The sequence below is a fragment of the Aeromonas sp. FDAARGOS 1409 genome, from assembly GCF_019048705.1.
GTDB classification, from domain to species: Bacteria; Pseudomonadota; Gammaproteobacteria; order Enterobacterales; family Aeromonadaceae; genus Aeromonas; species Aeromonas sanarellii.
Window position 1 is genome coordinate 3,190,695 of sequence record NZ_CP077395.1, and the last position, 13,523, is coordinate 3,204,217.

At 64.3% G+C, this 13,523-nt stretch carries 12 protein-coding genes; 4 read left to right on the forward strand and 8 right to left on the reverse strand.

From position 1 onward, the window contains the following. Positions 1-540 precede the first annotated feature (540 nt). From I6L39_RS15050 to I6L39_RS15070, 5 genes are all read right to left on the reverse strand, one after another. Positions 541-720 carry a hypothetical protein gene (locus I6L39_RS15050; protein ID WP_216991852.1) on the reverse strand — a complete coding sequence of 60 codons (180 nt, stop codon included), beginning with the start codon at positions 718-720 and terminating at the stop codon, positions 541-543. 132 nt (positions 721-852) lie between these two features. After that, entirely contained in the window at positions 853-1,563 is a 711-nt protein-coding gene (locus I6L39_RS15055; RefSeq protein WP_216990107.1) for a metallophosphoesterase, read from the reverse strand. 198 nt (positions 1,564-1,761) lie between these two features. Then, entirely contained in the window at positions 1,762-2,532 is a 771-nt protein-coding gene (locus I6L39_RS15060; RefSeq protein ID WP_216990108.1) for an ABC transporter substrate-binding protein, read from the reverse strand. A gap of 53 nt (positions 2,533-2,585) precedes the next feature. Next, positions 2,586-3,401 carry a carbon-nitrogen hydrolase family protein gene (locus tag I6L39_RS15065; protein ID WP_216990109.1) on the reverse strand — a complete coding sequence of 272 codons (816 nt, stop codon included), beginning with the start codon at positions 3,399-3,401 and terminating at the stop codon, positions 2,586-2,588. 8 nt (positions 3,402-3,409) lie between these two features. Then, positions 3,410-4,561, reverse strand: a complete 1,152-nt coding sequence (locus I6L39_RS15070; RefSeq protein WP_216990110.1) for a methionine aminotransferase — start codon at positions 4,559-4,561, stop codon at positions 3,410-3,412. A 114-nt stretch (positions 4,562-4,675) separates the two neighbouring features. On the opposite strand from I6L39_RS15070, the gene I6L39_RS15075 reads away from it, so the two are divergent. Then, the gene (locus I6L39_RS15075) at positions 4,676-5,566 is read left to right on the forward strand and encodes a LysR family transcriptional regulator (RefSeq protein WP_216990111.1); all 891 of its coding nucleotides are present in this window, start codon (positions 4,676-4,678) and stop codon (positions 5,564-5,566) included. Between the two features lie 61 nt (positions 5,567-5,627). On the opposite strand, the gene araA is transcribed toward I6L39_RS15075, so the two are convergent. Genes araA through I6L39_RS15090 form a run of 3 tightly spaced genes read right to left on the reverse strand, consistent with a single transcriptional unit; the run spans position 5,628 to position 9,513 of the window. Continuing rightward, entirely contained in the window at positions 5,628-7,127 is a 1,500-nt protein-coding gene (gene araA, locus I6L39_RS15080; RefSeq protein ID WP_216990112.1) for an L-arabinose isomerase, read from the reverse strand. A 14-nt stretch (positions 7,128-7,141) separates the two neighbouring features. Beyond that, positions 7,142-7,840 (reverse strand): L-ribulose-5-phosphate 4-epimerase, encoded by a 699-nt coding sequence (locus I6L39_RS15085; RefSeq protein WP_216990113.1) that lies wholly within the window; start codon positions 7,838-7,840, stop codon positions 7,142-7,144. Further along, complete coding sequence (locus tag I6L39_RS15090; protein WP_216990114.1) at positions 7,837-9,513, reverse strand: ribulokinase; 1,677 nt, start codon at positions 9,511-9,513, stop codon at positions 7,837-7,839. The genes I6L39_RS15085 and I6L39_RS15090 overlap by 4 nt, the downstream gene beginning before the upstream one ends. Before the next feature lie 360 nt (positions 9,514-9,873). Here I6L39_RS15090 and I6L39_RS15095 point away from each other — a divergent pair, with 360 nt between their 5' ends. The 3 genes from I6L39_RS15095 to araH all read left to right on the forward strand — a co-directional run bounded on the left by I6L39_RS15095 (position 9,874) and on the right by araH (position 13,470). After that, the gene (locus tag I6L39_RS15095; protein WP_216990115.1) at positions 9,874-10,857 is read left to right on the forward strand and encodes an arabinose ABC transporter substrate-binding protein; all 984 of its coding nucleotides are present in this window, start codon (positions 9,874-9,876) and stop codon (positions 10,855-10,857) included. A 66-nt stretch (positions 10,858-10,923) separates the two neighbouring features. Further along, entirely contained in the window at positions 10,924-12,420 is a 1,497-nt protein-coding gene (gene araG / locus I6L39_RS15100; protein ID WP_216990116.1) for an L-arabinose ABC transporter ATP-binding protein AraG, read from the forward strand. Positions 12,421-12,468: 48 nt separating this feature from the next. Next, complete coding sequence (araH, locus tag I6L39_RS15105) at positions 12,469-13,470, forward strand: L-arabinose ABC transporter permease AraH (RefSeq protein WP_010674477.1); 1,002 nt, start codon at positions 12,469-12,471, stop codon at positions 13,468-13,470. Positions 13,471-13,523 lie beyond the last annotated feature (53 nt).

Below are 13,523 nucleotides of genomic sequence, written 5' to 3' on the forward strand. Positions count from 1 at the left end.
TTTTCGCAGCCCTGAGCATCCATGCTGCCACCACGGCAATTTGCCACCTAATCCCACAAAGCAAGGGGGCCAGTTCGCACTGGCCCCTTCTTCCTAAAACGTTTCAACGTCCGCTGTCAATGTTGCCATCTCCTATCTAAAGGAGGGGCCCTTTGGTGTTTCTGGCATGGTGACGCCTTGGAAAGCGGCGAAGTACTGCTCTGTGTGCTGTTGGGTCGGGATGAGCGAGTACGGTTGGTCTATGGTCTGCTGGTGGGTGCTTTCTACATGGATGAGCCCTTCAGACTCGAATAATGTTGTTTGAATTCTGCAGCAAGTGATTTAAATATATAAGGAAAATGAACTTCTGCAGTTTATGTCCACGAACTTCTGCATGTTGTGTTTCACATATGAAACAGCTGGACGGATCTGGCTTGGCTCTATTACGGCACAAGCGGATGAAATCCTGACCCTTCAGTCACTCAAACGAACACCGTTGCTATTTGTAGCAATAACTCTCAAATTTCACCATGTCCCAATTGTGTACCACAGCCATCGACATTAAAGTAATAAATTCATGTAAATCAGAGCATTAAAAAAGAGGTATTGCAAAACGTGGAAGTAGAAGGTGGGCCCGCTGGCCGGGTGCGCTGTGTTGCTCATGTTGTTCGAGATGGGGTATCCGATGACGGCGGCGTCAGGCGCCGGGGTGGGGGTGCCAGGCACCACAATGGTCAGCATGGTAAACCATAGCGCAGGCGGAGCGAAGTACGGGGCGTCTGCCTGGCGCTTTAATGGGCAACGGGGAGGCTATCTGGCGATAGCCCCCAGGCTCTGCGCTACCCGATGAGCGATGGCTTGAACGGCCCCGGTTCAGGGCAGGGGGAAGAGAGGGGTCAGGCTGCCCAGATCCAGCAGGGTGAAGTAGCCGCCCTCGTCGGGGTACCAGCCGCCGGTGTCGATGTAGTACACATTGCCAAGGCGTGCCGGGACGCTCACCGGGGTGTGGCCCACCACCAGGGCGACGAGATCCGCGACGCCGCTCTCGTCCAGCCGCTCGATGCGGCGCCTTGACCAGAGGCAGACGTTCTTGATGGCCCGAAGCCTCCCGCCGCTTACCCCGGCATCGAGTTGGTCCAGCAGGCCCTGCCAGGAGGAGAAGGGGCAATCGGCGTGGAGCAGCCCGACGGGCCCGGCCGGGGTCGCCACCTCGATGGCGATCGGCAGGGCACGATAGTGGATGGCGAACTGCGCCTGTTCGGCCGGGGTCAGGCGCTGAAACCAAGCGCCGCCGTTCTGGAGCCAGTTCTCCCGATCGCAGCTCTCGTAACGGCAGACGTAGTCGTCGTGATTGCCGCAGACGGGGTGAAACCAGGGGCTTGCCAGCCAGTGGAGGACCTCGCCGCACTCGGGCCCGCGATCGGTCAGGTCCCCCACGGAGAAGAGGCGATCCCGGGCAGGATCAAATCCCACCTCTTGGAGCGCCAGCCGCAGCAGCGCGAAATGGCCGTGGATGTCGCCGACGGCGAGATCGCGCCCCTGCGGATTGGGCGCGAAGCGCCTGATGAGGGGCGAGGGTGTCATGGCTTGCCTCCTTGCCTGAGTCGGTGCGCAGTCACGCTGGGTGTGCTATGCCCGGGCATGACCCATACAGGTGCAGCATGGCACGCTTGGTCGCGACCTTGAAGAGGCAAATGCATCGCCCCGTGGCGGCGCATCTCAGGGATAAAAAATGCCAGTCGATGTCGACTGGCATGGTGTGATGGCGGTCCGGCGTCGGGATCAGAGCAGATCTTCGAGCTGGTACTTCTTGAGCAGGGTGTCGAAGGTGCCGTCGGCCTTGACGCTCTCGATGGCGGCATCGAAGCGGGCCTTGAGCTTGTCATCGTGCTTGCGCAGGGCCACCGCCACCCCTTCCCCGAGGATCTTGTCCTGGGTGCCGTTGAACTGGGGACCGACGAAGGCGAACTGCTTGCCCATCTCCTTGTCGAGGAAGCCCACCTTCAACTGCACCATGTTGCCGAAGGTGTAGTCGGCGCGGCCGGACTGCAGATCCAGCATGGGGGACTGGGCGTTGACGTAGCGCTTGATCTTGGCCACTTCACCGTAGCGGGCGGTGACGAAGTTGTCCTGGGGGGTGCCCTCCTGCACCGCGATCACCTTGCCCTTGAAGTGGGCCGGATCGTCGGCAAAGTCGGCGGCCTTGTCGCTGCGCCCCACGAAGCGGTTCTGCATCATGTAGTAGACCTGGCTGAAGTCCACTTTCTGGCGCCGCTCGTCCGTGATGTTCATGGAGGACATGATGGCGTCGTACTTGCGCACTTGCAGGCCCGGCAGCAGGGCATCCCAGGGCTGGTTGATCACCTCGCACTCGGTCTTCATGGCCGCGCACAGGGCATAGGCCAGATCGACCTCGAAGCCGCCGAGCTTGCCGCTGCTGTCGACCATCTCGAACGGAGGGTAGGTGGCGTCGGTGGCGATCACCAGGGGTTTGGCGGCGGCCTGGCCGGCGGTGGCCAGGGCCATCAGCATCATCAGTGTCTTGAGTTTCATGGTCAGTCCCTTGAAGTGTGGTGTCATTCCTAGCGTGCTAAAGGGTGCCGGCCTCAAGGGCCGACGGCTATCTTGCGATGGGTGAGGGCCGGCAGCTGGCTGCGCACTTTGCGCTGGGCCACCAGATCCAGGGTGGCGATGGCCAGGCCCTGACCTTCCTCTACCTGGGCCAGTATCCGGCCCCAGGGGTCGATGATCATGCTGTGGCCGAAGGTGCGCCGCCCACCGGGGTGGTGCCCTCCCTGGGCGCTGGCAAACACGAAGGCCAGGTTCTCCACCGCCCGGGCCCGCAGCAGCAGCTCCCAGTGCGCGAGCCCGGTGGTGTGGGTGAAGGCCGCGGGCAGGGCGATGAAATCGGGGGCAGGATCGAGTCGAAACAGCTCCGGGAAGCGCAGGTCGTAGCAGATCCCGACGCGCAGCACGCCCCAGGGCAGGGGGTGGCTCACCACCTCCCGGCCCGGGGTCATGGTCGCGGCCTCGTCATACTGCTCCTGCCCGGTGCAAAAGCCAAACAGGTGCAGCTTGTCGTAGCGGCTTGCGAGCTGCCCTTGCGGGTCGATGAGCAGGCTGCTGTTGTGCATCTTGCCGGGTTCGTCGCTGGCAAGCGGCAATGTGCCCGCCAGCAGCCAGATCCCGAGCTCCCGGGCCAGCCCCTGTACCCAGGTCAGCAGGGGATGATCGCTCACGGGGGCGGCCAGGGCGACCCGCGCCCGCTCATTTTCCGGCATCAGGTAGAAGTATTCGGGCAGCAGGGCCAGCTCGGCCCCCTCGGCCGCCGCCTGGCGCAGCAGCGCCTCGGCCTGGGTCAGGTTGTGGTCAAGGTCATCCCCGGAGACCATCTGGAGGACGGCAACGCGCAGTGAATCCATGGTGCCCCCTAGACGCCGCACAGGCGCTCGGCGCCCGCCAGCAGGGTGTCGTCGTCCTTGGAGAAGGAGAGGCGGATGACCCGCTGATCCGTGCCGTCGTGATAGAAGGCGGAGACCGGAATGGTGGCGACCCCGTGATCGCGGATGAGCCGCTGCACGAAGAGGCTGTCCGGCTCGTCGCTTACCCGCTCGTAGCTCGCCAGCATGAAGAAGCTGCCCGCCGAGGGGAGCAGGGTCAGGCGCGAATCCGCCAGGGCCGAGACCAGCAGGTCGCGCTTGCGCTGGTAGAAGGCGGCCAGCCCCTGATAGTGGGCCGGTTGCTGCAACAGGTGGGCGAAGCCGTACTGCATGGGGGTGTCGGCGGCGAACATGGCGAACTGGTGCACCTTGCGGATCTCCTCCATCAGGGGACGGGGAGCCACGCAGTAGCCCACCCGCCAGCCGGTGACGTGGAAGGTCTTGCCGAAGGAGAAGACGGCGACGGAGCGTTCCACCAGCTCCGGATAGCGGATGACGCTCTGGTGCAGGGCGCCGTCGAACACCACGTGCTCGTACACCTCGTCCGAGAGGATCAGGATGTCGGTGCCGCGCACCAGGCGGGCGAGGCGCTCCTGATCCCCTGCCTGCCAGACGGTGCCGGTGGGGTTGTGGGGGGTGTTGAGCACTATCATGCGGGTGCGGGGGGTGATGCGGGCGGCCACCTCGTCCCAGGGAATGGCGAAATCCGGCGCCTTGAGGGCGATCACCACAGGGGTGGCTCCCTGCAACTGGATCATGGGGCGGTAGCTGTCAAACGCCGGCTCGAACATGATCACCTCGTCGCCGGGGTGAACCAGGGCGGTGATGGCGCAGAACAGGGCCTCGCTGGCGCTGGCGGTGATGGTGATCTCGTCGCCCGCGTCATAGTGATGGCCGTAGCTGGCTGCAATCTTGGCTACCAGTTGTTCGCGCAGGGCAGGCAGCCCCGTCATGGGGGCGTACTGGTTTTCACCGGCCAGCATGGCCTCGTGGGTAACCCGGATGAGTTCGGGATCGCAGGGGAAGCTCGGCGCCCCCTGGGAGAGGTTGATGCTGGGGTGGCGGGCGGCCAGATCCCCGATCACGGTGAAGATGGTGGTGCCCACCTGGGGCAGTTTGCTGGAAACCTGGGGGATGGACATGGGGCCGTCACCTGCGTGTGTGAAAGAGGTCCCTTTTTAGCCCCCCCAAGGCTTGCCGGACAACGGATTATTCGGCATGGTATGCATGAGTTTTTCTCAAGCATGGAGGCTTGTATGTTGTCCACCCAGCCGCGCACTCAGCTGCCCCTCTATGGCCTGCAGGTCTTCGAGTGTTCTGCCCGCCACCTGAGTTTCACCCTGGCCGCCGACGAGCTGTGCGTGAGCCAGGGGGCGGTGAGCAAGCAGATCGCCCAGCTGGAGGCGCGCCTCGGCCACCTGCTGTTCGTGCGCGGTACCCGTTGCCTCACCTTGACCCCGGCCGCCGAGCGGCTGCTGCCCTTCGTTCGCGAAGGGCTGGCCCGCATGGGGGAGGGGCTCAGCGCCCTGCAGACCCTGCCCCACGAGCAGGCGATCAGCATCAAGGTGCCCTCCTGCGCCAGCCGCTGGTTGCTGCGGCGGTTGCAGGCGTTCGAGGGGGAGGCGGTGGAGGTGCGTGGCAGCCACAGCCATGGCATCGACTTCTCCCGGGAGCCCTTCGATCTCGCCATCGTCTACCAGCCCTGCCAGGGGCGCTATCCCCACAGCCAGCCCCTGTTCCGGGAACGGCTGACCCCGGTCTGCGCCCCCGCCTTTGCCGCCAAGCACCGCCTGTTCGAGCGCGATCTGAACGAGCTGCCCCTGCTGCCCCTGATCCATGCCAGCGCCGATCGGCGGGACTGGCGCAACTGGTTTGCCTCCTTCCTCGACATTCCCTGGCAGCCCCAGGGGGGGCAGCTGTTCGATACCCTGGACTTGGCGATGAACGCCGCGCTGCAGGGGTTCGGCCTCTCCCTCGGGGATCCCACCATAGTGGCCGAGGAGCTGGAGAGTGGCGCCCTGGTCGCCCCCTTCGCCCCCGTGCTGGAGACGGACCACGAATACGCCCTGCTCGCCCGGCCCGACAGCCAACGTCACGGGGTGCTGCGGGTCTGTCACTGGCTGCTGGAGGGGGATGGTCATCCCTGAGGGGACGCGAAATGAAACAGCCCCGCGGGCGGGGCTGTGATCATGGGGTGACGGGAAGGGGTCAGTGGCAGATCTTGTAGTAGACCTCGTTCCAGCGCAGCTGCTCCTTGAGCGCGGGGATGCGGGTGTGCTCGTCGATCACCACGAACTCGATGCCCAGTATGTCGGCAAAGGTGCGCAGCTGCTCGATGTCCACCGCCTGGGTGAACACCGAGTGGTGGGCGGCGCCCGCCAGGATCCAGGCCTCGGCGCTGGTCTGCAGGTCGGGCATGGGCTTCCACAGGGCGCTCGCCACCGGGAGTTTCGGCATGGCCTCTGGCAAGTCCACCACTTCCAGCTGATTGACCACCAGCCGGAAGCGGTTGCCGAGATCGATGAGGCTGGCGTTGACCGCCTTGCCCGCCGGGGCGGCGAACAGCAGGCGGGCCGGGTCGGCCTTCTTGCCTATCCCTAAATGCTGGGCATCCAGCACGGGTTTGCCCGCGGCGATGGAGGGGCAGACTTCCAGCATGTGGGCCCCCAGCACCAGGTTGTTGCCCGCCTCCAGGTGGTAGGTGTAGTCCTCCATAAAGGAGGCCCCCCCCGGCAGGCCTGCGCCCATCACTTTCAGGGTGCGCAGCAGGGCAGCGGTCTTCCAGTCCCCTTCCGCGCCAAAGCCGAAGCCTTGCTGCATCAGGCGCTGGCAGGCGAGGCCCGGCAGCTGGTGCAGGCCATACAGATCTTCGAAGGTGGTGGTGAAGGCGCCGAAGCCGCCGTCGGTGAGGAACTTCTTCATCCCCAGCTCCTGGCGCGCCGCCTCATACAGGGAGGTGCGAAGCTCCCCGCCCGCCTGCACCGCCTCGGTCAGGGTGTAGGTCTCTTCATATTCGGCCAGCAGCGCCTCGATGTCGCTTGCGGGCACGGCGTCGATCACTTTCACCAGATCGCCGACCGGGTGGTAGTTCACCTGATAGCCGAACTGGATCTGGGCCTCAATCTTGTCGCCCTCGGTGACCGCCACGTTGCGCATGTTGTCGCCGAAGCGGGCGATCTTGAGGTGGCGGCTGTCGTGGATGGCGGCGGCGATGCGCATCCAGTTGCCAATCTTCTGTCTGGCCTCTTCATCCTGCCAGTGACCCACCACCACGGTGCGGGGCAGCCGCAGGCGGGCCCCCATGAAGCCGAACTCGCGCCCGCCGTGGGCGGTCTGGTTCAGGTTCATGAAGTCCATGTCGATCTCGCTCCAGGGGAGATCCCGGTTGAACTGGGTGTGGAACTGCAGCAGGGGCTTTTGCAACTGGCTCAGCGCCGGGATCCACATCTTGGCGGGGGAGAAGGTGTGCATCCACACCATGAGCCCGGCGCAGCGCTGGTCGTGGTTGGCATCCCGGGCCACCGCGCTGATTTCATCCAGGGTGGTACCGGTGGGTTTGAGCACTATCTTGAGGGGCAGGTTCGCCCCCTCGTTGAGCTGGCTGGTGATGGTGTGGGCGTGATCGGCCACCTGCTTCAGGGTGGCGGCGCCATACAGGTGCTGGCTGCCGACCAGGAACCAAACTTCCAGCTGTTTCATCAATTCCATGAGTTTGTCCTCTTTTAGGCTTTTGTTTGGCCGTAATAGGCGTGCTTGCCATGCTTGCGCTGGTAGTGCTTCTCCAGCAGGTAATCGGGCAGGGGGCGGGCCCCCGGGTTGATCTGGCCGGTGAGCCAGGCCATGCGGGCCACCTCTTCCAGCACCACGGCGTTGTGTACCGCGTCCTCGGCGCTCTTGCCCCAGCTGAAGGGGCCGTGGTTGGCTACCAGCACCCCCGGCATGGTGAGGATGGGGGTCTGCTTGAGGGTTTCGACGATGAGATGACCGGTCAGCCCCTCGTAGTCCTCCTCCACTTCGCCCGGGGTGAGCAGGCGGGAGCAGGGGATCTCGCCGTGGAAGTAGTCGGCCTGGGTGGTGCCGAAAATGGGGATGGGGCGCCCCGCCTGGGCCCAGGCGGTGGCATGGGTGGAGTGGGTGTGCACCACGCCGCCAAGCTCGGGATAGGCGCGATAGAGCACCAGGTGGGTGGCGGTGTCGGAGGAGGGGCGAAGGTCCCCCTCCACCTGCTTGCCCGCCAGATCCAGCACCACCATGTCCTCGACCCGCATCCGCTCGTAGCTGACGCCGCTCGGTTTGATCACCACCAGATTGCGCGCTCTGTCGATGCCGCTCACGTTGCCCCAGGTGAAGGTCACCAGGCCGTGGCGCGGCAGATCCAGGTTGGCGGCGAGCACCTGCTCCTTGAGGATCTTGAGGTTCATGCCTGTCCCCCCCGGTTGTAGAGCGGCTCGGCGGCGGCGCCCCAGGCGAGGTAGCGCTGGTAGAGGCGCTCGTACTCGGCGACCCGCTCGGGCTGCGGTTGGTGGGTGCGCTCCACGGCGCTCGCCATGTGGCGCTGGGCCTCGGCCACATCGGGATGGATCCCGGCCGCCACGGCGGCGAAGATGGCCGCCCCCAGGGCGCAGCACTGATCCGAGGCCACTACCTGGATGGGTCGGTTCATCACATCGGCGCAGGTCTGCATCACGGTGGCGGACTTGCGGGCGATGCCGCCAAGGGCGATCACCTGCTCCACCGGCACCTGCTGGTGGGTCAAACACTCCATGATGCTGCGGGCGCCGAAGGCGGTGGAGGCCACCAGGGCGCCGAACAAGTCGGGGGCATCGGTGCCGAGGTTGATCCCCGTGAGGGTGCCTTGCAGGCGCTGGTTGGCATAGGGGGTGCGGCGGCCGTTGAACCAGTCGAGCACCACCGGGAGGTGGGCGAGATCGCGCTGCTGCTCCCAGGCGGCGGCGAGGCCGGGCAGCAGCTCCCGCTTGTGGGCCTCGATGGCGGTGCGCAGCTCCGGATACTGGGCGGCGAGGCTGTCAAGGGGCCAGCCGAGCTGGCGCTGATACCAGGCATAGATGTCACCGAACGCCGATTGTCCCGCCTCCAGCCCCACCCTGTCCGGCACCACGCTGCCATCCACCTGGCCGCAGATCCCGGCAATGGCGCGATCGCCTATGGTGGCTTCGTCGGCGATCAGGATGTCGCAGGTGGAGGTGCCTATCACCTTGACCAGGGCATTGTTGCCGGCCCCGGCTCCCACCGCCCCCATGTGGCAGTCGAAGGCGCCGCCGGCGATCACCACCTCGCAGGAGAGGTGCAGCCGCTCCGCCCACTCCGGGGTCAGGGTGCCGACCGGCAGATCGGCGGTCCAGCTGCCGGTAAAGAGGGGGAAGTCGAGATCCTCCGTCAGCAGGGGATCCAGGGCATTGAGGAAGTCGGCGGGGGGCAGGCCGCCCCAGCTCGGGTGCCAGAGGGACTTGTGGCCGGCGGCGCAGCGACCGCGCTTGAGGGTGGCCGGAGCCTGGGTGCCGCTCAGGATGGCGGGCACCCAGTCGCACAGTTCGACCCAGTTGCAGGCGGCGGCGCGCACGGCGGCATCGGCTCGGGATACGTGCAGGATCTTGGCCCAGAACCACTCGGAGGAGTAGATGCCGCCGATGTAGCGGCTGTAGTCGGGGAACTGGCCGCCGTGGCACAGGGCGGTGATGGCCTCCGCCTCCTCGATGGCGGTGTGATCCTTCCACAGCACGAACATGGCGTTGGGGTTGTCGGCAAACTCCGGACGCAGGGCCAGCACGCGCCCCTCTCTGTCGATGGGGGCGGGGGTGGAGCCTGTGCTGTCCACCCCGATGCCGCGCACGGCGGTGCGCTGACTCGGCGTGAGCTGGCTCACCACCGCCACCACCGCCTGCTCCATGGACTCCAGATAGTCGAGGGGGTGGTGGCGGAACTGGTTGGTGACCGGCTGGCAGTAACGACCTGCCTGCCAGCGGGGGTAATAGACGACCTGGGTCGCCAGCTCGGCGCCGTCCTGGCAGCGCACGGCGAGTGCCCTGACCGAGTCGCTGCCGAAATCGAGTCCGATGACGATGTGTTCAGACATAAGTGCTCCTGACCATCAATGAGGGGTGACTGGGGGGAACCATAGGAGATGGGCAGGAGGGGCGGTTAGCCATTGGCTGCTGGAAATATGGATTTTAACGCTGTCAGTGCGACAGGGTGACGGCTCTCTAAAATTCAATATGTGACGAAATTGCTAATTATATAGACGAAATGGCTGCAATCTCATGGCGTGATCCTGCTCTCCATTTTTAATTGTGAAAACGATTACAACTTGGTTCGCTCAATCAGCAACAACAATAACGTCCTGTTTAAGCATGTTTTTATATGGCTGCGACTTGATTGACTCAACGAGCAGCACTGCGTGGATACATGGATTGATAGAACCGTTGGAGACATTCGCATGAACAAAATCGTTAAAGGCATGATCGCGATGGGGTTCGCCCTTGGTATGGCAAATTCTGCTTTCTCGGCCGAAGCGCTGAAGCTGGGCTACCTGGTCAAGCAGCCCGAGGAGCCCTGGTTCCAGACCGAGTGGAACTTCGCCGACAAGGCGGGCAAGGATCTGGGCTTCGAGGTGATCAAGATAGCCGTCCCCGACGGGGAGAAGACCCTCAATGCCATCGACAGTCTGGCGGCGAATGGCGCCAAGGGCTTCGTCATCTGTACCCCTGATCCCAAACTCGGTGCCGCCATCATGGCCAAGGCCAACAGCATGGATCTGAAGGTCATCACGGTGGATGACCAGTTCGTCAACGCCAAGGGCCAGCCCATGGAGCAAGTGCCCCTGGTGATGATGGCCGCCACCAAGATTGGCGAGCGTCAGGGCCAGGAGCTCTACAAGGAGATGCAAAAGCGCCAGTGGGATGTGAAGAGCACCGCCGTGCTCGCCATCACCGCCGACGAGCTCGACACCGCCCGTCGCCGGGTCGAGGGCTCCCTAGGCGCGCTCAAGGCCGCCGGTTTCCCCGAGGGCCAGATCTTCCGCGCGCCCACCAAGAGCAACGACATTCCGGGGGCGCTGGATGCCGCCAACTCCATGCTGGTGCAACACCCCGAGGTCAAGAACTGGCTCATCGTCGGCATGAATGACAACACCGTGCTGGGCGGCGTGCGCGCCACCGAAGGGCAGGGCTTCAAGGCGGAGAACGTCATCGGCATCGGTATCAACGGGGTGGATGCGGTGAACGAGCTCTCCAAGTCCAGCGCCACCGGCTTCCTCGGCTCCCTGCTGCCCAGCCCGGACGTACACGGCTACAAGAGCATCCAGATGCTCCATGACTGGGTCGTCAACGGCGCCGAGCCTGCCAAGTTCACCGAGGTGACCGACGTGGTACTCATCACCCGCGACAACTTCAAGGCCGAGCTGCAAAAGAAAGGGCTGTGATCCCCATCCCTTGATACCCATGCCGGCATGGCGGAGTGCGCCGTGCCGGCTGGTTGGAGTCATGTCATGAATCAAGTTCCATATCTGGAGTTTTGCGGCATCAGCAAGGAGTTTCCCGGCGTCAAGGCGCTGCAGAACGTCTCCTTCGCCTGCCAGCAGGGCACGGTACACGCGCTGATGGGAGAGAACGGGGCCGGCAAGTCCACCCTGCTCAAGATCCTGAGCGGTTTTCAGGCGCCCACCCGCGGGGTGGTGAAGCTGGCGGGTCAGGAGAAAGTGTTCCAAAACACGGTCGATGCCCTTGAGAGCGGGATCGCCATCATCTATCAGGAGCTGCACCTGGTCCCTGAAATGAGCGTGGCGGAGAACATCTACCTGGGGCAGTTGCCGACCCGGCGCGGCGTCATTGATCGGGAGAAGCTCTATCAGGATGCAGCCAGGCAGTTGGCGCGCCTCGGGATGGACGTCTCCCCCGAGACGCCGCTCAAGTACCTGTCCCTGGGTCAGTGGCAGATGGTGGAGATCGCCAAGGCCCTGACCCGGGACGCCAGCGTCATCGCCTTCGACGAGCCGACCAGCAGCCTGTCGTCCCGCGAGATTGAGCAGCTGTTTCGGGTCATCCGCCAGTTGCGGGACGAGGGCAAGGTCATTCTCTACGTCTCCCACCGCATGGACGAGATCTTCGCCCTGTGCGATGCCATCACGGTGTTCAAGGATGGCCAGTTCGTGCGCACCTTCGCCTCCATGGCCGAGGTGGACCGGGATCTGCTGGTCAAGACCATGGTGGGGCGCGAGCTGACCGACATCTATGGCTACAGCCCAAGGCCGCTTGGCGAGGCGGGCTTCAAGGTGGAACACCTGATGGGGCCCGGTCTCAAGGCGCCGGTGTCGCTCGAGGTGAAACGCGGGGAGATCCTCGGCATCTTCGGGCTGGTGGGGGCCGGGCGCAGCGAGCTGATGAAGCTTATCTTCGGCGCCGAGACACCTCGAGGGGGCGAGATATCGGTGTTCGGCAAGCCGGTGGTGATCCGCAGCCCCATCGACGCCATTCGCAGCGGCATCATGCTCTGCACCGAAGACAGGAAGGCGCTCGGCATCATCCCCATCCATTCGGTGCAGGAGAACATCAACATCAGCGCCCGCCGTCACCACGCGTGGGGAGGCTTCTGGATCAACCAGAAGTGGGAGGACGAGAACGCGAGGCTGCGGATCCGCGACATGCGGGTCAAGACCCCGTCTCCCCAGCAGGCCATCATGAACCTCTCCGGCGGCAACCAGCAGAAGGCCATTCTGGGGCGTTGGCTGTCGGAAGACATGAAAGTGATCCTGCTCGATGAACCGACCCGGGGCATTGACGTCGGGGCGAAGAACGAGATTTACAACGTGATTTACGATCTGGCCAAGGTGGGCATCGCCGTGGTGGTGGTCTCGAGCGAGCTGCCGGAGGTGCTGGGCATCGCGGACCGGATCCTGGTCATGCGGGAGGGGGAGATCGCCGGCGAGCTTTCCCACGACGAGGCCAACGAGGTCAAGGCGCTCAATCTGGCCATGCCGGCCCGTTGATCTGCTGACCGCAACGAGATAGCACCCGGAATTTTCAGGAGAAATACCATGACAACAACGACCTCGGTCGGCCAAGCCGCCAACGACACCGCGGCGAGCGGTACCCGCCTGCAACTGACCCGCATCTGGGATCAGTACGGCATGCTGGTGATCTTCGCCATCCTGTTCCTGCTCGCCTGCGTGCTGGTCCCCAACTTCGCCAGCCTTATCAACATGCGGGGGCTCGGGCTTGCCGTCTCCATGTCGGGCATGGTGGCCTGCGGCATGCTGTTCTGCCTCGCCTCCGGCGAGTTCGACATGTCGGTGGGCTCCGTGGTGGCCTGCTCCGGGGTTGCCTGCGCGGTGGGCATCAACGCCACCGAGAGCATCCCCCTCGGCATTCTGGCCGGTCTCTCGGTGGGCCTTGTCTTTGGCCTCATCAACGGCATCGTCGTGGCCAAATTCAAGATCAACGCCCTCATCACCACCCTTGCCACCATGCAGATGGCGCGCGGGGTGGGCTACATCATCTCCGACGGCAAGGCGGTGGGCATCGTGGAGGAGGGCTTCTTCGAGCTTGGCAACTCCGCCCTGCTTGGCATCCCGACGCCCATCTGGCTGACGGCTGTCTGCTTCGTGTTGTTCGGTCTGCTGCTCAACAAGACCACCTTCGGGCGCAATACCCTGGCCATGGGGGGCAACGAGGAGGCGGCGCGTCTGGCCGGGGTCAACGTGGTGCGCACCAAGATCATCATCTTCACCATGACCGGGCTCATCGCCTCGCTCGCCGGCATCATCCTCGCATCCCGCATGACCTCGGGTCAGCCCATGACCTCCATCGGCTTCGAGCTGGTGGTGATCTCCGCCTGCGTGCTGGGTGGGGTCTCCATGAAGGGGGGGATCGGCAAGATATCCTATATCATCGCCGGGGTGCTGATCCTGGGGCTGATGGAGAACGCCATGAACCTGCTCAACATCTCCCCGTTTGCCCAGTACGTGGTGCGTGGCCTCATCCTGCTCGCCGCCGTGCTGTTCGACCGCTACAAGCAGGTGCGCAAAGCCCGTATCTGAGCGATGTCTTTCCTCGTCACCGGGCCGGCCTCGCGCCGGCCCGGTGTTTTCCC